This is a genomic window from Paraglaciecola mesophila, from assembly GCF_009906955.1.
Lineage (GTDB): Bacteria > Pseudomonadota > Gammaproteobacteria > Enterobacterales > Alteromonadaceae > Paraglaciecola > Paraglaciecola mesophila_A.
The window spans coordinates 1,522,972-1,546,887 of the sequence record NZ_CP047656.1; the positions used below are offsets into that span (position 1 = coordinate 1,522,972).

At 43.3% G+C, this 23,916-nt stretch carries 18 protein-coding genes and 1 pseudogene; 8 read left to right on the forward strand and 11 right to left on the reverse strand.

Going from position 1 to position 23,916, the window contains the following annotated elements; all coding sequences use genetic code 11:
- Positions 1-1,238: 1,238 nt before the first annotated feature.
- Both gshA and FX988_RS06535 read right to left on the reverse strand, forming a co-directional pair.
- Positions 1,239-2,828 (reverse strand): glutamate--cysteine ligase, encoded by a 1,590-nt coding sequence (gshA, locus tag FX988_RS06530; protein ID WP_160178879.1) that lies wholly within the window; start codon positions 2,826-2,828, stop codon positions 1,239-1,241.
- Between the two features lie 103 nt (positions 2,829-2,931).
- Positions 2,932-5,808, reverse strand: a complete 2,877-nt coding sequence (locus tag FX988_RS06535) for a M16 family metallopeptidase (RefSeq protein ID WP_160178880.1) — start codon at positions 5,806-5,808, stop codon at positions 2,932-2,934.
- Positions 5,809-5,912: 104 nt separating this feature from the next.
- Here FX988_RS06535 and FX988_RS06540 point away from each other — a divergent pair, with 104 nt between their 5' ends.
- Genes FX988_RS06540 through FX988_RS06550 form a run of 3 tightly spaced genes read left to right on the forward strand, consistent with a single transcriptional unit; the run spans position 5,913 to position 8,146 of the window.
- Positions 5,913-6,476, forward strand: a complete 564-nt coding sequence (locus FX988_RS06540) for an Hpt domain-containing protein (protein ID WP_160178881.1) — start codon at positions 5,913-5,915, stop codon at positions 6,474-6,476.
- Positions 6,469-7,179 (forward strand): TIGR01621 family pseudouridine synthase, encoded by a 711-nt coding sequence (locus FX988_RS06545; RefSeq protein ID WP_160178882.1) that lies wholly within the window; start codon positions 6,469-6,471, stop codon positions 7,177-7,179. The genes FX988_RS06540 and FX988_RS06545 overlap by 8 nt, the downstream gene beginning before the upstream one ends.
- Positions 7,180-7,204: 25 nt before the next feature.
- The gene (locus tag FX988_RS06550; RefSeq protein ID WP_160178883.1) at positions 7,205-8,146 is read left to right on the forward strand and encodes a ketopantoate reductase family protein; all 942 of its coding nucleotides are present in this window, start codon (positions 7,205-7,207) and stop codon (positions 8,144-8,146) included.
- Positions 8,147-8,253: 107 nt separating this feature from the next.
- On the opposite strand, the gene lysS is transcribed toward FX988_RS06550, so the two are convergent.
- The 7 genes from lysS to FX988_RS06585 form a co-directional block, all read right to left on the reverse strand.
- Positions 8,254-9,807 (reverse strand): lysine--tRNA ligase, encoded by a 1,554-nt coding sequence (lysS, locus tag FX988_RS06555; protein ID WP_160178884.1) that lies wholly within the window; start codon positions 9,805-9,807, stop codon positions 8,254-8,256.
- Between the two features lie 44 nt (positions 9,808-9,851).
- Positions 9,852-10,950 (reverse strand): peptide chain release factor 2 gene (gene prfB, locus FX988_RS06560; RefSeq protein WP_153811148.1). Its coding sequence is split into 2 segments (ribosomal slippage): positions 9,852-10,874 and positions 10,876-10,950, totalling 1,098 coding nucleotides; the frame shifts between segments, so codons are not numbered across the junction.
- Positions 10,951-11,136: 186 nt separating this feature from the next.
- The gene (argS, locus tag FX988_RS06565; protein WP_160178885.1) at positions 11,137-12,873 is read right to left on the reverse strand and encodes an arginine--tRNA ligase; all 1,737 of its coding nucleotides are present in this window, start codon (positions 12,871-12,873) and stop codon (positions 11,137-11,139) included.
- A gap of 75 nt (positions 12,874-12,948) precedes the next feature.
- On the reverse strand, positions 12,949-14,535 hold the full coding sequence (gene prfC, locus FX988_RS06570; protein ID WP_160178886.1) for a peptide chain release factor 3: 1,587 nt from the start codon (positions 14,533-14,535) through the stop codon (positions 12,949-12,951).
- A 180-nt stretch (positions 14,536-14,715) separates the two neighbouring features.
- Positions 14,716-15,630 (reverse strand): nucleotidyl transferase AbiEii/AbiGii toxin family protein, encoded by a 915-nt coding sequence (locus FX988_RS06575; protein ID WP_160178887.1) that lies wholly within the window; start codon positions 15,628-15,630, stop codon positions 14,716-14,718.
- 2 nt (positions 15,631-15,632) lie between these two features.
- Positions 15,633-16,562, reverse strand: a complete 930-nt coding sequence (locus FX988_RS06580; protein ID WP_254700736.1) for a type IV toxin-antitoxin system AbiEi family antitoxin — start codon at positions 16,560-16,562, stop codon at positions 15,633-15,635.
- Between the two features lie 420 nt (positions 16,563-16,982).
- Positions 16,983-17,150 (reverse strand): hypothetical protein, encoded by a 168-nt coding sequence (locus tag FX988_RS06585; protein WP_160178888.1) that lies wholly within the window; start codon positions 17,148-17,150, stop codon positions 16,983-16,985.
- Between the two features lie 279 nt (positions 17,151-17,429).
- On the opposite strand from FX988_RS06585, the gene FX988_RS06590 reads away from it, so the two are divergent.
- The 3 genes from FX988_RS06590 (at position 17,430) to FX988_RS21865 (ending at position 19,668) form a co-directional block, all read left to right on the forward strand.
- The gene (locus FX988_RS06590; RefSeq protein WP_160178889.1) at positions 17,430-18,299 is read left to right on the forward strand and encodes an SDR family oxidoreductase; all 870 of its coding nucleotides are present in this window, start codon (positions 17,430-17,432) and stop codon (positions 18,297-18,299) included.
- Positions 18,300-18,340: 41 nt separating this feature from the next.
- The gene (locus FX988_RS06595) at positions 18,341-19,078 is read left to right on the forward strand and encodes an SDR family oxidoreductase (RefSeq protein ID WP_160178890.1); all 738 of its coding nucleotides are present in this window, start codon (positions 18,341-18,343) and stop codon (positions 19,076-19,078) included.
- 365 nt (positions 19,079-19,443) lie between these two features.
- Positions 19,444-19,668 (forward strand): nuclear transport factor 2 family protein, encoded by a 225-nt coding sequence (locus FX988_RS21865; RefSeq protein ID WP_160178891.1) that lies wholly within the window; start codon positions 19,444-19,446, stop codon positions 19,666-19,668.
- Positions 19,669-19,740: 72 nt separating this feature from the next.
- Here the strand turns inward: FX988_RS21865 and FX988_RS06605 are convergent, their stop codons facing one another.
- Positions 19,741-20,343: a TetR/AcrR family transcriptional regulator gene (locus tag FX988_RS06605; protein WP_160178892.1), complete on the reverse strand. Its 603-nt coding sequence runs from the start codon at positions 20,341-20,343 to the stop codon at positions 19,741-19,743.
- Positions 20,344-20,571: 228 nt separating this feature from the next.
- Here FX988_RS06605 and FX988_RS06610 point away from each other — a divergent pair.
- Positions 20,572-21,408, forward strand: a pseudogene (locus FX988_RS06610) (haloalkane dehalogenase); the annotation flags it as partial.
- Between the two features lie 178 nt (positions 21,409-21,586).
- Positions 21,587-21,976 carry a hypothetical protein gene (locus FX988_RS06615; protein ID WP_160178894.1) on the forward strand — a complete coding sequence of 130 codons (390 nt, stop codon included), beginning with the start codon at positions 21,587-21,589 and terminating at the stop codon, positions 21,974-21,976.
- An 885-nt stretch (positions 21,977-22,861) separates the two neighbouring features.
- Here the strand turns inward: FX988_RS06615 and FX988_RS06620 are convergent.
- On the reverse strand, positions 22,862-23,848 hold the full coding sequence (locus FX988_RS06620; RefSeq protein ID WP_160178895.1) for a zinc-dependent alcohol dehydrogenase family protein: 987 nt from the start codon (positions 23,846-23,848) through the stop codon (positions 22,862-22,864).
- Positions 23,849-23,916 lie beyond the last annotated feature (68 nt).

The following is a 23,916-nucleotide window of genomic DNA, read 5'->3' on the forward strand; positions in this document are numbered from 1 at the left end:
CAGATAAGTTAATAATATTTTTTCCTTTTTCGTGAACTAAATAAGTTAGAGCGGGTCATAGTTAGCGTGTGTTTTAGTTTATGTGTGTTTCCTGATTAAACTATTTAGCCCAGCTCTTTAGCTGGGCTTTTTTTTACCCTGAAAACGTACCAAACCCTCCGGCTACTTTCGTGCAGACAAGTTAGTAATATTTTTTCTCTTTTCGTGAACTAAATAAGATTACAGCGGGTCATAATTAGCGTGTGTTTTAGTTTATGTGTGTTTCCTGATTAAACTACTTAGCCCAGCTTCTTAGCTGGGCTTTTTTTTACCCTAAAAACATACCAAACTCTCCGGCTACTTTCGTGCAGATAAGTTAATAATATTTTTTCCTTTTTCGTGAACTAAACAAGATTGCAGCGGGTCATAATTAGCGTGTGTTTTAGTTTATGTGTGTTTCCCGATTAAACTAGTTAGCCCAGCTCTTTAGCTGGGCTTTTTTTACCCTGAAAACGTACCAAACCCTCCGGCTACTTTCGTGCAGATAAGTTAATAATATTTTTTCTTTTCGTGAACTAAATAAGATTGCAGCGGGTCATAATTAGCGTGTGTTTTAGTTTATGTGTGTTTCCCGATTAAACTAGTTAGCCCAGCTCTTTAGCTGGGCTTTTTTTTTACTTAATTTTTATCTGGTTTTCACCTGTCTTTTATTCGAGCTTTCCCCTGCACGATTTTCATACCAATCGATTAGTAACACTGGTTATTTCACTTTATTTTGAACTAAATAGCGCAGATGCCGGTCATAATTAGCGTGTGTTTTAGTTTATGTGTGTTTCCTAATTAAACTACTTAGCCCAGCTCTTTAGCTGGGCTTTTTTTTGCTCACTGATTTACCTTTTTCCAATATATCGTGTCCCCTAGCACAGCCTCGTCAATAATTATTAGTATTAAATAAGACTCAAACTGAGCCGCCTGAACAAGCGCTGCGCCCGTTTAAATTCAAGCCGTGAAGAATAAAAGTCCAATTGTTAGCTTTAAACGGACAGGTCCCGGCTGTCGTCCTGATTTATAATTTTTCAGTTTTAGGGAACCAACTGAAGAATGCGCTGGTCATAATTAGCGTGTGTTTTAGTTTATGTGTGTTCCCGATTAAACTAGTTAGCCCAGCTCTTTAGCTGGGCTTTTTTTTGATCTATATAAAGATGACGCAAACAAAAAACCCGGCACTGGCCGGGTTAAAAATGCTGCTTTAGGAGTGATCACTTAAATTGATAAGTGAAGTAGTCACTTAAGAACTGGTCAAATCCTACCGTATCAGACTCTTCTATACGACGCTGCTCTTCCAGCGAACTCATTGCATGCTTGCTCAGCATATCAGCATCGAAGAATTGATAATCAGTGTCATGTAAACGTGCTTTGTAGCGCGATGCTAATTCCACACCTAATGCACCGTTGTCTTTATTGTTGGCTAACAAATTAGCCAACACTTTAGCAGAAGGCGTTTTCTGAGGTTCGAGGATCTTTTGCCATTCGTGCTCCACAGCCAAACTATATTCAGGCACCTCAAGGTTACTGTCTAACACTTTAGCGACCTGCCTCATACCGTCAAACACAGTCGCTGCCCATTGGGTCATCGCTATCGTTTTTTCGTCCTGTGTAAGCATTAGTGATGGGTCGCGGCCGTGATCAACCACAGCACGTAAATTCATCTCTGTTTCTCGATAAGAATCCGTTGTCATGTTTGGGCTAGGCATAACGACACAGTAGACTAAAAAAACATCTAAAAAGAAAAATTGGTTACGTTCAATACCAATATCACTAAATGGATTCACATCCAATGCGCGCACTTCAATATACTCAACCCCCCGGGCTTGTAATGCATCGGTTGGCTTTTCTAAAGGTTTTGTTGGCTGCTTAGGACGAATAGGCGAATAGAGCTCGTTCTCTATCTGCAATACGTTGCTGTTGAGTTGCTGATACAGCCCGTCTTTTTTACCAGCAAATTTTTCGAAAACATCTGACGGAGTACTAATCGCTTTACGTAGAGACTCAATATAGGTGTCGACTTGGTTATAGCAGGTCATCAAACCCGACTGCGCACTGTTTGTATACCCTAGATCACTCATGCGTAAGGAGGTTGCGTAAGGTAAATACAACGACCCCTTACCTATTGTTTTAAAAGGTAATGTGGTGTTTTTACCTTTTACAAAAGAACTACATATTGCCGGTGACGCACCGTATAAATAGGGAATTAACCAACAAAAACGACGGTAATTTCTGATCAATGCAAAATACGCAGCTGACTTGGTTTCTTTATTGTTTTCGCTGCCTTGGGTTTTATTTATCCAAAGATCCCAAAATCGATCAGGCAACGAAAAGTTGAAATGCACCCCAGCAATCGCTTGCATCATACTACCGTAACGGTTCTTTAAACCTTCCCGGTAAAGACTTTTCATTTTGCCGACGTTAGATGAACCAAATTGCGCGATAGGGATTTCATTTTGATCGTCGATATAACACGGCATGCTCATCGGCCACAGACATTCATCACCAATATTGGCTAAAGCGAACTTATGCACATCGCGTAACTGCCCCATAGTTTTATCGGCGTCTTGTTCAGGAGGCGTAATAAATTCCAACAAAGACTCTGAGAAATCAGTGGTGATGTAATCATGGGTTAATGCAGCCCCTAGTCTCTCGTTGTGGGGTGTCTGGGCTAACTTTCCGTTAGGTTGAATACGTAACGCTTCACGCTCAATTCCATGGCAGATCCCTGTCAACGTAGAAGCAAGGTCTTTTTCAGCTAGAAGCGCCACGCGCTCGGCAAAATCTTTTTCTATTGTCTGCAAAATAAGTTCCAGTAATATCAGCAACCCCCAGTAAATGGGGAGTGTAAAAGTTAATTCAAGGAATATAGACCTGTGTTACTTTATTTTTCACTCAATACAGGTATTAATATTCAACGGTCATGTCAATCACTTCCCTTCCAAGTGTTGCTAATTGAGCGCGGATCACCTCTGCATCTCCAACAACCACAATCTGCATTGAATCAGGATCAAGTACATTAGCCGCTAACGTATTTAGTTCCTCTTTACTAATGCGGTGTATAATCTCATTTTGCGTAGCGCGATATGATTTATCTAAATCGTAAGTAAGTAGGTGGCGCAGGAAGCCCGCTTTGCTCGACGGTGTTTCATATTCTAACGCATCTCCTTGGGTGAATGCGTTGCGCATCAGCTCTAACTCAGCCTGAGTCATGCCTTTTTCATGATATTGGCTGATTTCATTCAGCATTTCACGAATACCATCTGCGGTATTATCTTGTTTAAGGTCAGCACTGGCATCGAACCACCCCAATGTTTTCCCACCGATAAAACTCGTTGAAGCACCATAGGTATACCCTTTGTCTTCACGTAAATTTAGATTAATACGACTGCTAAACACGCCACCAAGTGCGAAGTTCATCAGCTTACTTCTAAATTGTTCGCCTGTTGCATCGTAGGGAAGATAAGGTTTGAAGATAGACACCACAGATTGCTGTGCTCCCGGTTTATCAACCAAATAAATGACCGGCTTTTTCATTTCCGGAAACTCAGCATAATCTTTTATTTCATATGATTTAGCTGCCCAATCAGTTAAAAACGACAATGAGCCAGCGATCGTTTTCGGATCAATATCGCCAACCACAACCACATTTGCTTTACTCGGCGAGTAATATGCTCGGTAGTAGGCTTTTACGTCTTCAAGCGTGATGTTGTTTAGTGTCTGTAATGTCCCCGTGTCAGGCAGGCTCACGCGATTGTTATCACCGAATAACAACTCACTGACCGCCCGACTAGCTAACACAGACGGGTTTTTAACTTGTTGTTGCAGCGATTGTGCAGAGCGCTGTTTTAAACGCTCAAAATCACTTTCTAAGAAAGCGGGTGCAAACAGTTTCTTGTTAAATAATGCTAATGTCGCATCAAGGTTACGTGACAAGCTATTGATCCGCACTGTGGTATAACGACCACTTGCTTCAAAGCGAATGCTACTGCCTAAAAGCGCCAATTGATTGGCCATTTCTTCATTGCTAAAACCTTGGGTGGTTTCATTCATCATTTGCGCAGTAAACGACGCAAGCCCTGCCTTTTCAATAGGCTCAAGCAGTGGCCCGCCTTCCATGTTAAAGCTAATGGATACAGTAGGTGTTTCTTCGCTATCTAAGGTCACGAGCGTCAATCCGTTATCAAACGTTTGTTGCTCAAAATCCGGCACACTCACCACAGGTGAAGGTCCTACTGGCGGCACAAGGCTACGATCGAACGTATCTGTAATCTCTGCTTGTTCGATATGTTGCTTGACGGTACTAACGTGCTCTAAATTGCGCTTGGGCGGTGTAAAGTTAGCAGGTTTAGCGGCTAATTGTGTCTGACCTTGGGGAACAATGCTTAATACGACGCTGGGCTTGTTTTTGATATAACGCTTATATACTCGCATCACATCTTCGGCGGTTACCGCATTGTAACGATTTAAATCATATTGAACCATGTCTGGTTCACCATCAAAGGTTTGATTTGAGGCAAGTGTTGAAACCTTACCTGATACGCTTTGTAACCCAAAAATAGTGGAAGTCTCAATACCAACCTTAGTTCGATTTAAATCGTCTTCGTTTACACCTCGTTTTTCAAATTCAGCTAGGGTTTGCTTAAACCGTGTATATAGCTCTGACAAATTAGTACTATTTTGCGGGTTGGCTAGCGCGATCAGCTGAAATTCGCATGCTAACTCTTGGCAGGGATGTGACACCAATGCCTGCACAGCATAACCATCTTTAACCAAATTTTTATAAAAAAGTGAGGTTTTGCCAGACCCTAATATGTTTGACAACACATCTAGAGGCGCTTCATCTTCGTGCCGCACATAAACAGTCGGAAACGTGACCTGTAACAAAGGTAGGTGAACTTCATCTTCTAACGTGACAAATCGTGTGTCATCTAACGTTACTAAGGTTTTGTCAGCGTTTTCAACTTCTGGTCCTGACGGGATAGGCCCAAAATACTTGTTTGCCCACTTAAGAACCTGCTCAGGTTGAATGTCGCCACCTATGGTTAACACTGCATTGTTTGGCCCATACCAACGCTTGAAGAAGGCTTTCAAGTCATCTACGTTGACTCGGTTTAAGTCTTCGATGTAACCAATTGTCGACCATGAATAAGGATGTCCAGCTGGATATAACGCCTCTGAGTTACGCTCACTGCGCAGGCCATAAGGCTGGTTGTCATAACTTTGGCCACGCTCGTTTTTTACTGTTTCACGCTGAATTTCAAATTTTTCTTGAGTCACTGAGCCAAGTAAAAAGCCCATACGATCAGCCTCTAACCACATCATTTTTTCGAGTTGATTGGCCGGTACTGTTTCAAAGTAATTAGTGCGATCAGAGTTGGTAGTCCCATTCATATTCCCGCCAGCCTCAGTGACAAGTTTAATGTGCTCATCATCCGCAACGTTTTTTGAGCCTTGGAACATCATGTGTTCAAAAAAGTGCGCGAACCCTGACTTACCTACTTCCTCACGAGCAGAGCCTACATGATAGGTGACATCAACACGTACTAATGGGTCAGAATGATCTTCATGTAGCACCACTGTTAACCCATTGGCCAAGCGATACTTCTTGTAGGGAATACCAACCTGATTTTTATCAACCCTATGCTCGGAAATGAGAGTTACTCCCTCGGGTAAGTTTGTTGTCGTTGGAGGTGACACAGAACTGGTTGGTTGACATGCGGCTAAAATGCCGGCAAATACCGATAATATAACGATTTTTTTTACCACGAGAAACTTGCCCATTGATTTACACTAGTTTAATAGTCTACCCTTTCATTCATAACAAAGTCACCCAGCTTGTGGGCTGACTCAGGAGCAAGTGACGACCTGATCTAAGGATCCTGTGCATGAATCAAGACCCCATAATTTTCGATGTAGGCTTTGCATTGCGCCAATTTAGCGGCAATGAGAGCTTATTAGTCAAAATGCTTGGCAAGTTCAACGAACAATATCAAGGAGTCGAAGAGACGCTCGTCAGTGATATTCGCTTACAAAATTTAGACGCCGTTCGCCAACAAGTTCACACCATAAAAGGGGTGAGTGGCAATTTAGGCATGATAGCTTTGCATCAAGCTAGCCGTGATTTTGAAGCTAAAATTAAAAGCGAAGCGCCAGAAACACTCAATTGCAACCAATATATATCGGTTCTTAAGCAAACGTTAACGATGACCAATGAGTACGCTAATACAGTGCAAAGCGCAGATGCAGCGACATCGAATGCAGCGCAAGGTGAAGTTAACCCTCAAGGCAAACAAGAATTGCTTAAGGCGCTTAAAAGAAATGAATTCATCACTCCTGACAAACTCGAACAGTACATAAGAGATTGTGCGCTGGACAACGATACCCAATCAGCGTTGCGCAACGCTATTGACGATCTTGATTACCCTGCGGCGATTGCCTTACTTGAGTAATTCCGCTTTCCCTCCTATTTCTGTCGTTTTCGATCATCCTGACTTCATTATTATCGACAAACCATCTGGTGTTAGTGTGCAAAATGAGTCTAGCGCTCAAGGTGTTTTACCCATGGTTTGTGCACAGCACGCATTTGATAAACTGTGGTTAGTCCACCGCTTAGATAAAGTCACGTCAGGTTTACTGATTTTGGCTAAGCATGCACAAGCGGCTAGTCAATTAGGTAAATTATTTGAAGCGAGAGAAATTGAAAAATACTATCTTGCATTAGGCAGTTCTAAACCTAAAAAAAAGCAAGGTACCGTCACTGGAGCCATGAAGAAAATCCGCGACGGGAAATGGGCTTTTAATCAGAATGGCAGCGCTGTTGCGACCTCACAATTTTTTAGTAAAAGCGTATCGGCAGGTATTCGTTTGTATCTACTGAAGCCGCTTACTGGTAAAACCCATCAACTCAGGGTCATGTTGAAAAGTTTAGGTAGCCCTATTTTAGGGGATGAATTATATAAAGGCCAAGCCCAAGACCGTACCTATCTACACGCCTATTGCCTGCGCTTTACCTATCAAGGTGAATTGGTGCAGTTAGTTTGCCCACCAACCAATGGTGTGCTGTTCATGAATGAAGCGTGTCAAACGGCTCAGCAAGAATATGTCGAACCTTGGTTAAAAAGCTGGCCAACGCCTAAAATCTCTCCCGGTTAGTCAAAAAAACAGAGGATACCTATCAGTGAAAGTAGCGATCGTTGGTAATGGTGCTATTGGAAACTTGCTCGTACTCAAATGCATAAAAGTTCACCAGGAAGTGGGGGTTGTTCTGCGCCAGCAGCGCAATTTCACACTTAATGCCACTGACATAGCTGGCCAGTCACATCAAATCGACATCAATTCGATTGCGCTGGCCTCGCTGTGTGATTTTGATATGCTCATACTTCCAGTAAAGGCCTATCAAATAGTCGATGCGCTAAGGCAGGTGAAGCCTTACATAGGCCCCACTCAAACCATCGTATTACTGCACAATGGTATGGGGGTTATCGAAGACGCGAAAATGCTATTACCTAATAACCCATTGATTGCAGCCACCACCAGCCATGCAGCCTATAAGCCTGATAACCATAGACTGATTGAAACCGGTTTAGGCAGCTGCCAGCTAGGCTATGTGCTCAACCCGCCAAACAATGCGCTACATATCAAGCGAGAAAACGAGCAAAAAAGCGAGGTAAAAGCTGACGTCCTACAAACTGTGACATGCGATCAGGTACTCGATACACTTTTAGCCCCATGTTCTTGGCAGCAAAATATAGAACAGGCTCTGTGGGATAAACTTGCTATCAACGCCGTTATTAATCCGCTGACCGCGGTAAATAAAATCAAAAATGGCCAGTTGCTAGAAGCAACATATCAGATAATGATTAAGGATATCTGCGCAGAAACCGCGGCGGTTATGAACGCCCTTAGCTTTGTAGGCAGTAAGGAGCAGCTTTATCAAAAAGTGCTGGATGTTGCCCAGGCCACCAGCGAAAACTATTCCTCTATGTACCAAGATATAGCCCACAATCGCCCTAGTGAAATTGACTATATCAACGGTTATATTTGCCGCGAAGCAGAAAAACTCGCTATCGATGTTCCACTCAACACGGCGCTAGTGAGTCAAATTAAAGCATTAGCTTAGTGACGCTATTCACATTGCGAGTTTGACATAACAGGATATTTTCCAGAGTGTAGATACAAAAAGAGCGCTCAACGGCGCTCTTTTCTTACTCGAAACTTAATCGCTGATTATTCAGCTTTCTCGCTGCTAACTTCCGGCTTCATGTGCGGGAACAGGATGACGTCTTTAATCGTAGGGCTGTCAGTGAATAACATCACTAAACGGTCAATACCGATCCCCTCGCCCGCTGTCGGTGGTAACCCATATTCTAGAGCACGAATATAGTCATCATCAAAGTGCATGGCTTCATCGTCACCTGCGTCTTTTTCAGCCACTTGCTTACGGAAACGTGCTTCTTGATCTTCTGAGTCATTTAACTCAGAGAAACCATTTGCTAGTTCACGACCGCCTACGAAAAACTCAAAACGATCAGTTACAAAGCTGTTGTCGTCATTGCGGCGCGCCAGTGGTGATACTTCCCACGGGTATGCTGTGATAAACGTAGGCTGATCAAGTTGTTCTTCTGCTGTGGCTTCAAAGATTTCACAAAGGTACTTACCTGCACCCCATATTCCATCGACTTCAGGCTCTTTGATGTGCAACTGTTTGGCCATTGCTTTAAGCTCATCAAGGTGCGCTTCAGGATCGTTGATCGCCTCTGCGTTCGCTTCTGGCCAATATTTGATCACCGCTTCACTCATAGTCAAACGTTGGAAAGGTTGGCCGAAGTCGTACGTTTTCTCTTCGACTACGTTACCTTCGCTATCTTTGATGGTGTTTTTAACTATGCTGGTACCTAGTACGTCTTGTGCGACGCTGCGTAGCATTTCTTCCGTTAGGTTCATCAAATCTTGGTAATCAGCATAGGCTTGATAAAACTCAAGCATGGTGAATTCAGGATTGTGACGTGTCGATAACCCTTCGTTACGGAAGTTACGGTTAATTTCAAACACGCGTTCAAAGCCACCTACCACCAAACGCTTAAGGTACAGTTCTGGAGCGATACGTAAATACATGTCGATGTCTAACGCATTATGATGTGTAGTAAACGGCTTCGCCGTTGCACCGCCAGGGATCACTTGTAGCATTGGAGTTTCCACTTCCATGAACTTACGCTCACTTAAGAAGTTGCGAATCCCTGTCACAATTTTGCTGCGGATCATAAACGTATCACGGGTTTGTTGATTAGTAATAAGATCAACATAACGCTGGCGATACTTAGTTTCTTGATCAGCTAGGCCATGGAACTTCTCAGGCAATGGGCGCAATGACTTAGTCAATAATTGGTATTCACTCATGTTGACGTACAAGTCACCCTTTCCTGACTTGTGAAGCTCACCTTTAACACCAATGATGTCACCAATGTCTAAGCTGGTATAACGAGCTTTAATGTCTTTTTGCGTGTCTTTTGACGCATATGCTTGAATACGGCCAGTCATGTCTTGCAACAACAAGAATGGTCCGCGCTTAGCAAGTATACGCCCAGCAATGCTGACCACTTTACCCAGTTCTTCTAGGGCCGCTTTTTCATGCTCGCCAAACTCTGCTTGAAGATCTTGGCTATAAAATTCACGACGGAAGGTATTAGGGAAGCCGTTCGATTTGCAGTTTTCACGGATCTGCGAAAGTTTAGTCCGGCGCTCAGCTATGAGCTTGTTTTCATCTTGTTGCTGTTCAGTCATCGACTTTCCTGATTTCTATTAGCTATATATAAATGTGAATTAACTTACAAACCTGACTTTAAGCTGGCTTGAATGAATTTGTCTAGATCACCGTCTAATACCGCTTGGGTATTACGTGTTTCCACCCCGGTGCGCAAGTCTTTTATGCGCGAGTCATCTAATACGTAAGAGCGAATTTGGCTTCCCCAGCCGATATCAGACTTGCTGTCTTCCATGCTCTGCTTCTCTTCGTTTTGCTTTTGCATCTCGAATTCATAAAGCTTCGCCTTTAGCTGCTTCATAGCTTGGGCTTTATTTTTATGTTGTGAACGGTCATTTTGACACTGCACCACAATGTTCGTTGGTTCGTGGGTAATACGTACCGCTGAATCGGTTCTGTTTACGTGCTGACCGCCGGCGCCAGAAGCCCTGTATGTATCAATACGTAAGTCAGAAGGGTCGATATCAATCTCAATATCATCATCTATTTCTGGGTAGGCAAACACAGAGGCAAATGAAGTATGCCGACGGCTACCTGAGTCAAAAGGAGACTTACGCACTAGACGGTGCACGCCGGTTTCGGTGCGCAACCAACCGAAAGCATATTCACCTTCAAACCGGATCGTGGCGCTTTTTATGCCAGCAACATCACCATCTGAGACTTCAATCAGTTCGGTTTTAAAGCCATGGGCTTCACCCCAACGTAAATACATGCGCAATAACATGCTTGCCCAATCTTGCGCCTCAGTACCGCCAGAACCCGACTGAATATCAATGTAACCATCGTTAGCATCGTTAGGGCCGCTGAACATACGGCGAAACTCAAGTGTTTCTAGCTTAGCCACCAATTCTGCTAAATCTTTTTCCGCTTCATCAAAGGTATCTTGATCGCTTTCTTCAACAGCTAGCTCAAGCAGTTCTTCTACATCAACACAACCTTGTTCCAGAAAAACGATGGTCTCGACCACTTGCTCTAAAGCCACTTTTTCCTTTCCAAGGGCCTGAGCACGCTCTGGCTCATTCCACACATCAGGGCTTTCTAATTCGCGGTTAACTTCTTCGAGGCGCTCGCTCTTTTGATCATAGTCAAAGGTACCCCCGAAGCGATGTACTGCGCTGCTTTACGTCACTGATGGTATTTAATATTGGATTGATTTCGAACATAAACCTTAACATTGTCATAGCAGTTGAATGGCGGCGGATTTTACCGGATTTTCTCTGTTAATGACAGATCTGTACCATCAGTAACAACAAATCATAGCTTACACCTGAAATGTGTTGCCTACTTAACGCAAAACACCCGCTACAAGGCGGGTGTTTTCATCGCTAACAATTTATTACTGACGCCGTTTACATGCGCTCCATGGTGTCAATACCAAGCAGTCTCAAGCCAGATTGCAATGTTTTAGCCGTTAGCGCTGCCAATGTCATCCGGCTATCACGCAAGTCAGGAGCGATCCCCTCTTTTAACATCGGACACGCTTCATAAAAACTCATAAACAAGCTGGCGAGTTCATACAGATATGTACACAGCACATGGGGTGTTCCCTCTGTGATAACTTGATTAATCGCTTCAACGTACTGCAGTTGTTTTACTGCGAGTATTTTTTCTTGCGGAGCATCAAGGGTAATCCCAGCATTTAAGGTATGATGGTCAACCTCAGCCTTACGGAAAATACTCATCACCCGCGTATACGCATACTGTAAATAAGGAGCGGTGTTACCTTCAAAGCTAAGCATGCTGTCCCAACTAAACATGTAATCAGTGGTACGGTTTTTACTTAAATCAGCATATTTCACCGCACCAATACCTATTTTATTGGCTAACACTTTCAGTTCATCAGTAGACAAATCAGTTTCACGTTTGCTCAATAACGCTTCGGCACGCTCAACCGCTTCATCAAGTAATTCAACCAGTTTAACAGTGCCCCCTGTACGGGTTTTAAATGGACGGCCATCACTGCCTAGCATCATACCAAATGGACAATGTTCGTAGGTTTGCTCTGGCTCAATAAAGCCTGCTTTACGGGCAACAATCTCAGTTTGCTTAAAGTGCAGTGCTTGACGCGCATCGGTCAATATCAGGGTGCGGTCTGCATGTAACGTCTTATTGCGATGGCGAATCGCGGCTAAATCTGTGGTGGCGTATAAATACCCGCCACCAGATTTTTGCACTATGTATACTGCGGGTTTACCTTCTTTATCTGCCAATTCAGGTAAAAATACCACTTGTGCCCCATCGCTTTCGACTGCCAAGCCTTTCGCCTGCAGTTCACTAACAACATTGGCCAAATCATGGTTGTATGCACTTTCCCCCATAATATCAGCGCGGGTTAAACTTACATTCAGCTTATCGTAGACCTCTTCGCTGTGGGTAATGGATACGTCAATAAAGTTTTGCCAAAGCGCCAAACAGTGGGCGTCGCCCCCTTGCAATTTCACTACATATTCCCGAGCGCGGTCGGCAAAACCTTCTTCTTCATCAAAACGCACTTTTGCTTCTCGGTAGAAGTCTTCTAAATCAGACAGCGCAGTTTCTGCCACCTGATTAGACTCAAGTTTGTCGTTTAAATGAGCCAACAACATACCAAACTGCGTCCCCCAATCACCCATATGGTTTTGGCGGATCACCTTGTGGCCCATAAATTCGAGAGCCTTTACCACGGCATCACCAATGATGGTGGTACGCAAATGTCCCACGTGCATTTCTTTGGCTAAATTCGGTGATGAGTAATCAACAACAACTGTTTTGCTTGGCTGAGTTTCAATGTTTAAACGCGGATCAGCTGCTGCTTCTGACAACTGCGTTGCTAACCACTCTTTGCTTAGGTAAATGTTAATAAAACCTGGGCCAGCAACTTCGAGTTTTTCTGCGATACCATCAAGCTCAACTGCATTAACGATTTTATCCGCGATATCCCGCGGCTTTTGCTTAAGTACTTTGGCTAACGCCATAGCGCCGTTAAATTGATAATCGCCGAAGCCGACTTTGGTCGCACGGCTAAGAGGCGCAGGAGAGTTTTCAGGAGCCCCGATAGCCACCAAGGCTGCACGAAATTTGTTTAATAAGAGTGTGTGTAAATTCATAATTTAAAGCCAGTAATCGTATTTGTTGAACACATAAGTATGTGCAATTTGACTGGGGCGAGGTGCCCCGAGCCATTAATGTTCACGAGTTTGATGGAATTCAATATCAGGGTAGCGCTCTTGCGCGAGTGACAAATTCACCATAGTCGGGGCGATATAGGTTAGGTTGTCGCCACCATCAAGGGCCAAATTGGCTTCTGCTTTGCGACGAAATTCGTCGACCTTGCGTTCATCTTTGCCGTATATCCAACGTGCGGTGGCCACATTGATATGTTCATACATGGCATCCACATTGTATTCCCCTTTTAACCGCGCAACAACGACATCAAACTGCAACACACCTACAGCGCCTACGATCAGGTCGTTATTTTGCAATGGTCTAAAGACTTGCACAGCCCCTTCTTCTGAGAGCTGAATTAAGCCCTTGAGCAACTGCTTTTGCTTTAGAGGGTCACGTAAACGAATACGTTTAAATAACTCTGGGGCAAAGTTAGGTATCCCAGCAAAACGGAACTTATCGCCTGAAGTGAAGGTATCACCGATTTGAATCGAACCGTGATTGTGCAAGCCGATAATATCACCAGCGTAAGCTTCATTGAGCAACTCACGATCGCCGGCTAAAAACGTCAAGGCGTCAGAAATACGTACATCTTTACCGATACGGCTTTGATGCATTTTCATGCCCTTTTGATATTTACCTGACACGATGCGGCAAAAGGCGATACGGTCTCTGTGCTTAGGATCCATATTGGCCTGAATTTTAAACACGAATCCGCTGAATTTTTCATCTTTTGCTTCAACCTTACCTTGGTCAGTTTCACGTCCTTGAGGTGTAGGGGCCCATTCAACTAGACCGTCAAGCATGTGATCCACGCCAAAGTTACCCATTGCGGTACCAAAGAACACAGGGGTTAGTTCACCGGCAATAAATTCTTCTAAATTGAAATCGTGGGATGCACCTTTCACCAAATCCAACATATCACGCAACTCTTCAGCGTAATCACCAATGGCGGTATCCAGTTCGGGGTTGTCCAAGCCTTTAATGATACGTTTTTCTTGAATAGTATGACCTTGACCTGTGGCATACAAAATCGTTTCATCACGCAGTAAATGGTAAACACCTTTAAACTCTTTCCCCATACCGATGGGCCACGTAATAGGTGCACACTTGATATTGAGTACACTTTCCACCTCATCGAGCAAATCGATGGGATCACGGGTATCACGGTCAAGCTTGTTCATAAAGGTGATAATCGGTGTGTCACGCAAACGAGTAACATCCATCAATTTGATGGTTCGAGCTTCAACCCCTTTTGCAGCATCAATCACCATTAAACATGAATCAACGGCTGTCAGTGTACGGTAAGTATCTTCCGAAAAGTCTTCGTGACCTGGGGTATCGAGTAAATTCACTAAGCAATCGGAATAGGGAAATTGCATGACGGATGTAGTGACCGATATGCCCCGCTCTTTTTCCATTTCCATCCAGTCAGACTTAGCATGTTGCCCAGACTTTTTGCCCTTAACGGTACCTGCACGTTGCAAGGCATTTCCGAACAATAAAACCTTTTCTGTAATGGTGGTTTTACCCGCATCCGGGTGAGAAATGATAGCGAAAGTTCTTCGCTTATTGATTTCATTAAGAAAATCGGCGTTTGCCATGTATCTAAATTCCCGTTTTTGTACAACTATTTGTACAAAAAATAAAGTTAACTCTAAGCCCCGATGTTTCACTCAATAAAGAGCTCAAGCAGATTGCCACGGCCTACAGCCAGCAACACCTCCCATCAAAGCATTGAAAAATTTGAGCGCTATTCTAGCAAAATAACGAAGTACTATAAATCAAACACTCAGTACTTCTTTTAGCTTTTCTAACGCCAGCTTATGTTTTTCATCTGGCATTTTTGCCAGATTAATTTGTTTCCATTTAATGGCCGGAAGCTCACTAACATCATCAAGCTCAAGTAACGCCCAATCCGGCGCACGGCTTTTAAACGACAATAAAAACCCTTTCTCACTATCGGTCAGACCTTGGTGAATAAGCTCAACCAAACTCTCTCTCACGGCCACTAACTCTTCAAGCGGTACGTCCGTTTCGGCCATATTTGCAAATTCACCTGCATAAATGGCCGATATATCTTTAAATTGCGGCCTTAACAATTCGGCCATTGGCCGATTGTGACTTAAGAGATAGATAATTAATGCTTTTCGTATCTCATCCGTCAGGCCTTCATTTTCCAAGAGCCACTTTACATCGAACAAGTCTCTAGGGTGCTGCCTATCTAATGCCGCGCAAATCTTGCCGGCATAGAGATCAGCCAAGGCCACCACGGGCACTTCTGCATAACCAAATTCATCTTCTACGGCTGCGCATACTTCCATCAGTTTTGGCTCGTAAACTGTGCCACGTAGCACGGGTGAGAGTTCCACCTTAATCTGCACACCATTACGGCCAACGATTAGTCTTAGCGCGTCGCGTTTTGACTTGTATGCTTCGGTTAGCTCTACATCTTTAAACGCGGCTTTTAAATCTTCGCTAATCGCATCCAATGCGTCGCAGATTTCCTGCAAAGCTTCATCGCGGCCTTTCATGGGCAGATAAACCAAATCAATATCAACCGACAAGCGCGGAAACTCTCGCACAAAGAGATTGATTGCTGTACCGCCTTTAAGCGCGAAGCATTCCTGCTTAGCGACAAAAGGAAAAACCTGCATCAATAACTGCACTTGTTTGTAATAAATACTGTTTCTATCCATCCCTAGCTTTCGCTTTCCTTCGCCATATGTGACGGCACAGTGATTAAATAATCCGTATCCAACTTACCGCCTTTAGCCACAACACGCTTACCTGAGCCTAGATCGTAATCATCGACATTCAGCTTATTAAACCAAGGATAAGCTTGGCGCTTTGCCAGCCAGAAAAACAAGCGTTTTACCTTCACGCTTTTACAGGCTTTTAAAAGCGCATCGAGCTTTCTAGGCGATAAATTCACTAAGCCTTGCATCAATTCATCTGCATGTTCAAAGCTAACGGCATCGGGTAAATCAACCAGTAACTCCAATAGCGCCTTTTCAGGACATGAAAAATACACAGGGGGCAGAGCCGCCTCCCATTCATGCTGCCTGATAAACGTTTTGTCTTGTAACAACCATTCAGGCCATAAGGTATTGGTACTATGCCCCTCACATTCAACGGGCAACGACAAACGCCCCAACCATGATGGCAACTTGCCTTGTGCATACAAATGAATGTGCGGCGTACTGCCTAACGACAAATACTGCGACAATCCCGACAATGACAATGCCGACAACCCGCCAACGATGACCGAAGGCAAATCATCCAAGCTGTTCACACCCATACGCTGCATAGAGGCAACTACCCCTTCCCAGCTCAGTGAGCGGGAATACTGGCTATATACGCCAGTAGCCAGTAATAACAAGGTTTCTGTTTTTACTGCATTATCAATGGCATGTGCACTTAAGCCTTGTTCAGCCAGCCACTTTTTAGTCGCCAGCATGCCATAGGGTAGAAGCGCTTTAAGTGACTGTTTATAAGCCCCTTTTGCTACATCATCATGTGAAGTAGTGCTGTTAACCAAGCGTAAAACCCTTTTTAGTTTACCATTATCTTTATTTACGGCGGTAAACGCCGTAAAAAACAATATGTATAAACTAACATATTCAATCATGGTTTACCACTATTAAGTTTCACGGCGGTAAACGCCGCGAAATGCATAAATCATAAACCGAAACAGTTTAAAACAAAGACGGTATCGGTATTGCTAATACCGATAGCCAGCATTATTGAAACTTTTGGGGCTCAGCTTGACGACAGCGGAGACAAGACGAGCGAAGTATGAGCGATATAGGCTGCTAAGCCATTGAGTCACCAAAGTGCGCTGCAAAAAGTAAGCTCCCACCCCTTCAACAAGAAAGGGCAGAAGCTTGCCTGTTTAATGGTTCCAAAAAATATGCACTTCCTGATAACTTGTTTCGATGATGAATACATCGCCGCCAAGCTCCATTTCACGCCCCATCTTTTCATAGTCGAATAAAAGGCTAAATGCTCAAAAATTTGTATGGCTTCTTCGGTCAGCTCCTCGGCTTAATCAGCCAGTGAGGCACAACAACCAAAATAATCTTTTTTCAATCGCTTTTTGCGCATCACCGATGCTACCGCCAAAATGAGATAATAAATCGTCTGCAATTTCGCCATGTTCATCAATAAAACAAGCGACACCTTTCAACCAGCTATTTCTGAATACACCTCGCACCATTTAGGCCTTTATTCCCTATCTAGCTCTTCAGCTTGCTCAGCCAATTGCTTTTTGCGCTTTACGAAAACGATAAATGCTACGCATGTTAATTCTTTATCAATCACTAAAAAATTTGCAACTTACCATTGACTTTAAATACCAATCAGTACAAAATCCACTCAATCAATAAGTAGTGAACGCTACAGAATGTAATTGTTCAACCCGATGGCCTAATCCGTTCAACAGAATTTGCAGGAAAGAAAGATGATTAAAGAAACAGCAATTAAGAAAGGTAACAACATGAAAACATTAGTAATTACAGGTAGTAGCAGTGGTTTTGGTAAAATGTCCGCAAAGCAGTTTGCTGATAAAGGACACAAAGTTTACGCAGCGATGCGCAATGCAGACAGCAAGAACCTAGAAGTAAAAAATGAACTACAGTCTTACTCAGAAAATATCGTTGTGGTTGATATGGATGTGTCTAGTGAAGACTCAGTCAATGCAGCAATTGCACAAATCATGCAAAAAGAACAGGCGATTGATGTGCTTATTAACAACGCTGGCATTATGCACATGGGCGTAACCGAAGCATTTAGTGTTGAGCAGGCACAGCAATTGATGGACACCAACTTCTACGGCGTTATCCGCACTGTACAAGCGGTAGCACCACATATGCGTAAAGCAGGTAAAGGCCTCATCATCAATACCACGTCTGTTATTGGCCGTGTATCATGGCCGTTTACGGGCACCTACAGCGCGAGTAAAGCGGCAGTAGAAGCGTACTCTCAGAGCCTGAAATTTGAATTAGCGCCAAGTGGTGTTGAGGTTATTTTGGTTGAGCCAGGCCCATCAGCAACTAATTTAGCTGGCTCATTTAAACCAGAAGCTCATGCGCAAGTGGTTGCAGAAAACCCACAGCTAAAAACGATCATCGACAACATGATTGGCTCTTTCGACCAGGTATTGCAAGACCCAAAAACCGATCCGCAACATGTGGTTGATGCATATTTAACACTGGTGGATATGGCACACGGCACTCGCCCAACGCGTACTGCAATTGGCCTAGTGAACAACGTGGATAAAATCAATGATTTCTTCCAGCCACTTCAAGATCAAGTGATCACCGATTTCCAACTGGATTTCATGATAGAAACAAAAGTTAACGGTTAACACCCAACACTATATCAACGTATATAAACAGGAATAAGCTTATGTCATTCAATATTTTAAACAAAGTCGTCTTCATCACTGGTGCTAACCGAGGTATTGGTAAAAGTATTACTGAGCACTTTATTGACCAAGGCGCGAAGAAAGTGTACTTAGCGGTTCGAAACCCAAATTCAACCAAGGCTTTAGAAGAGCAATATGGTGAAAAAGTAGAGACAATTCAAGTCGATATTACCGATGAAGCGTCTATTCTAGCAGCCGCTAACAAAGCAACGGATGTTGATGTTGTCATTAATAACGCTGGAATTATTTCGACAGTACCACCCCTAGCAGATAATGCGCTTGATACCTTGAAAGAAGAGATAGAAGTGAATGTCTACGGGCTAATGCGTGTTGCTAAAGCATTTGAAGCAACATTGATTGCAAAGCAAGGTGCGCTGGTGCAATTAAATTCGGTTGCTTCACTCAAAAACTATTTGGATATGTCAACATACTGCACATCAAAAGCCGCATCTTACTCTGTGACGCAAGGTTTGCGTGATCATTTTAAGCCACATAATGTGAGTGTGCTGAGTGTTCACCCTGGCGTAGTTGCAACAGATATGGCGGATATTACTGGTTTTAATGATATAGCATCTTCACCACAAGTTGTGCCTGTTGGTATTCTTGCTGCGTTGGACTCGGGGGAATTTCACGTATTTCCGGATGCCGTTGCAAAACAGATAGAAGTAGGATTTCAATCTTACGCTGATAACGTCATCATGAAAGACTTTGCGGGATAACGACAAAAAAGCGCAACGTGATGAAAATAAGCAACCAGACATAAATACATTTTGGATCTATGTCTGGTTTGAGCATAAATCTGCATACATTAGATAAAATCTAAAACAGACTTACGAGAAAAGTATGGCACTCACATTAGAGCAAAGAATTCAAAAGCGAGAAAACTTGGAAGAGATTCGAACGCTTTAATCTAACTATGGTCAAGCTGTTGATAAAGGTGGGAACGGCAAAGAAATAAACAGTGATAAAGTGCCAGAACTGCTTTTTAAAGATGCAATTTGGACAAATCCCAAAATGAGTATGCATCTATCAGGGGATCAGCAAGTCATGGAGTTCTTTGTAGCTATAAATGCGTTCGTTCTTTATGCACAGTTTCACTAATCCACGTATTGAGGTTGACGGAGACAGTGCGAAAGCAAAATGGGACCTCTTCTCGCCAATGAAACCTATTGGTCATCTTGTGTGTATGCTTGCAGAGTATGATATGGAATATGTACGTACAACTGAGGGCTTGCGAATCCAGTCACTTCGATTAAATGTGGCTGAGTTTCTCGGCCAATCGTATTTTGGTACTTGCTGTCACTACTGAATGACCTTGGTATTCTCGGAGGTCATTTTTTGTCGGCGCTTTTTGGTGTCATTTTAACTAACCATAATAGTGTTACTGAGCGCAGCTCGTCTGAATCGTATTGAGTGCATAGTCCATAATCGATTCTGCAACCTGTCGTGACTCTCCCGCTCGAACCTGAGTAGAAAGGCCGTAAAGAACCGATAGCAGATATTTTGCCTGCAGTTCTGCGCTCGTAGACTCTGTTACTACCCCCTCAGACTCTATCAAAGCAGTGATCAGCTGTAGTGTTTTTGATCCGAATTGTTTGATGTCTGCGGTCGCATCCTTAGGAAAAGCAACGCTGTCAGATTCATTTACGCTTTTTACTAACAAGCATCCTAACGGGGTATCAACATCTGAAAACTCTTGAATCAACTCATAAAAACATGCTCGTAGCCTTTCTATGAAAGGGGCGTCAGAGGGTTCAATAAGATGGCGATAACACGGCTCACTGTATTGTGCGATATAATGCGCGATCACTTCTTTAAATAGCTGCTCTTTATTGCCAAAAGCGGCATATAAGCTAGGCGTATTAATCCCAAGCTCTGAGGTTAGATGCGAGACAGATGTCGCTGCAAAGCCGTTGTTCCAAAATAAACGCATCGCCTTATCAAGTGCAATATCTCTATCAAACGATCTTTTTCTTCCGGCCATTACCGATGGTACTCCTACCTATAAATATCTTTATTGATGCATATTTTGTAGTACTCACTAAAAAATGTCAATTTCGTTGTTGACTTTATCTAGCGATCGATACAGAATTCACTTATCCAATCTGTATCGATCACTAATAAATCTTTATGACCGTACAGACGACTTTATAAATACGAATTAATTAAATAGGAAAAATAATGGCGATTAAAGCACTAAGAACCTCAGTACGTTGACGATCTGCAAGGATATGACTCGCTACGCATGGCGTATATTGACGAGGGTACCAAGTCGGCTGAGTACACATTTCTTTGTCTGCACGGCGAGCCTTCATGGAGTTACTTATATCGAAAAATGATCCCTGTATTTACTGAAGCCGGACACCGTGTCATTGCACCAGATCTATTTGGATTTGGCCGTTCAGACAAGCCTGTTGAAGAATCAGTTTACAATTTTGAGTTCCACAGAAACAGCCTGATTAAATTAATTGAGCATTTGGATCTCAAGAATGTGGTGCTGGTTTGCCAAGACTGGGGTGGCTTTCTAGGGCTAACCCTACCGATGGATATGCAAGACAGGTTCAAAAAACTCATTGTTATGAATACGGGACTAGGAACTGGTGAGCCGCTAACAGAAGCCGCAAAACAGTGGATTGGTTTTTGCTCCAGTGTGCCGGAAGTCCCGGTAGGTGGTTTGCTTGCTGTTGACGCAGGCGCTGCCCTAACGCCTCTGGATGTTGTAGCTTATGACGCACCGTTCCCTGATAACAGCTATAAAGCAGGCGTAAGGAAATTTCCTAAAATGATCCCAACCGACGAAAACGATGATGCCGTCAGATACGGTCTTCGCGCTATCGAGTACTGGTCGAACACTTGGGAGGGTGATAGCTTCATGGCAATCGGAATGAAAGATGCGGTACTAGGCGAGCCTGCAATGATGGCACTGAAAAGTGTAATTAACGGCTGCCCAGAGCCGATGAAAATAGCCGAAGCTGGCCACTTTGTTCAGGAGTATGGCGTTGAAGTGGCAGAACAAGCTCTCGCTCATTTTGGGCTAGATCTACAGTAAAATTTACGCCCTACTGGGAAAGCGCAATATGAAACTTAAAATAGTGAATATTGCGCGCCACAAACCACAACTTTGGATTTAAGTATTCAGTAAAACTCACAACAAAACGTCAAATAACCTCTTGATAAATCAAAGTGATCGCTACGCTTTATCGTTCTACTGGTATTAAGGTATAGAAATGTTTAAGAAATTCGTTCAAATTACAGCACTGTTTAATTTCCCCATCGCAATTGGGATCATGATTCCTGAGCTTCTTTCTCCGCAGGCTAGCTCATTCATTATTACGCTTGTACTTGCATCTTTCTTGATTTGTATTGGTGCAGCGCTTCTTTGGGCTGTTTCGGATTTACCCCGACGTGCTCCAATTATTGTCTGGAACGGGCTTGTACGACTTTTCGGTTTTGTTGTTGTCACGTACGCAGCATCGTCAGGTATGGCACCGACATTGTTTATCCCAATAGCGGTTATGGACTTAATTACTGCCGCCATCTATGTATTAGGAAGTGCCAAAACAACAGGCATCCCCGTATCTTCTCTAATTATTGGCAAGTCTAATCCTTATCAGTAACCCAACGAATATGTCTGTAACCATATGAGTGGATTGGTTACCTTTAACAGACAAAAATTTATATTTATGTCACCACTCGTGTTACCTAAATTTTCGTTTTTTGATCAGGGCTCAACGTTAACACTACCCCAGTCGTAAATAGCGAACGGTGTCGTAGATGCTTTTATTCGCGTTTAAGAGATGCATCTAATGGTACCGTCTAAAACAAAGGTTAAGGAACGCACTGTTGAAGGTATCCTAAAAAACTGAGCGAGACCGGCGAACCCGTATGATTTGATATGAATTAGCGACACGATTCTATATCGTAGAGGTTCGTACTTTAACGATTGTCCCCCATCTTCGCCACACGAACGTAAGACACACAAACGTGAAAAGCTTATCTAGTTCGCCGAGCGTGTATGGGATATTGATAATGGTTGTGGCGATGAGGAAATTGCTAAGGCAATAGATAATGGTTTATCGCTTTGCATTATTAGTAAACTAATCTCAAACCACTTAACGTGGTTGCAGATAATATTAGCCTCATGAGTGGAAGATATCACCTGTACAGCAGCTTTAGAGCAAATGGAAATAGACTAGACTCACTAAACCGAAAACGATCTAAGAGCCTTAACGGCCTTGTATGCATTGGTAGAAGCTATCAATCTCAAATCCGACATGTTAATCGTCATTGCGCGCTATTTTCACTGATATAAGGCTCATAAACAATCGATGCTTCACCTAAGGCTCTTGATCTCTGTTCACATCAGATTATACAAACAAAAAAAGAGGCCAAGCTGGCCCCTTGAACGCTAGCATGATTGGCTAGCAACGCTATCAACACGCAGAAGTCACGTATTAATCGAAAAGTGTGTGCTTATGCACAAAACACCTTCATTCGATAAATTAGATATCGATAACTACTTTACCTAGTCCTTGACCACTGGCTAGACGATCATGGGCTTTGCCCACTTCTTCTAGACTAAAAGACAGGTCATCCAACACTGGGCGTAAGTGCCCTGCTTCAATTATGTCGGTTAGGGTTGCCAAAATTTGACCATGCACTTCTCGCTTATGATCATGCAACATAGGGATAAGCATGAAAACAACATGCAGAGAAAGTCCTTTGAAATGTGCGTTGGTTAAATCTAACTCTAGCAAAGATACCGTCGTCGCGATCTGCGCATTTAAAGCAGCGGCCTCAAACGAATTCAGTAGATTTGCGCCCCCAACTGAATCAAAAACAACATCAAACCCTTTACCCTGTGTGTGCTTTTGCACGTAATCTGCAACGGTTTCTGTTTTGTAATTAATGCCTGTTGCGCCTAATTCTTCAATAAGGTTCAATTGGTTTTCACCACCGCCAGTTGAAAAGACATTCGCACCGAAGTAACGAGCTAATTGCACTGCAATATGACCAACGCCGCCAGAGCCACCGTGCACTAACACATTTTGACCTTCTTTAACTTGGGCTCTTTGGAGACCTTCGTAAGCGGTTATTGCCACTAATGGTAAGGCAGCCGCTTCGCGCATAGAAAGATTTTTAGGTTTATGCGCGATGAGTTTACTGTCTGCTAGCATGTATTCAGCGAGCGTACCCTGTAGGTCAGCTAGACCACCAGCACAACCATAAACTTCATCGCCAGGTGCGTAATCAGTCACCCCTTGACCGACCGCTTCGATGGTGCCAGCGAAATCCATACCGAGAACAGCAGGTGCAGATGGTGACAATGGTAAGTCAGGCCCCATTTGTCTGATCATCATGTCAACTGTATTCACACTGCTTGCAACAACGCGGACTAGCACATGACCAGGCTTAAGCTCTGGCTTAGCTAGTACGGTAGGTTTAAAAACACTTGAATCACCAAATTCATTAACAATCATCGCTTTCATCACATGGGCCTTTTATTGGTTAAGAATGTGCATTGTAACCGCTGCACTTTGTGGTGATAATCGGGCAA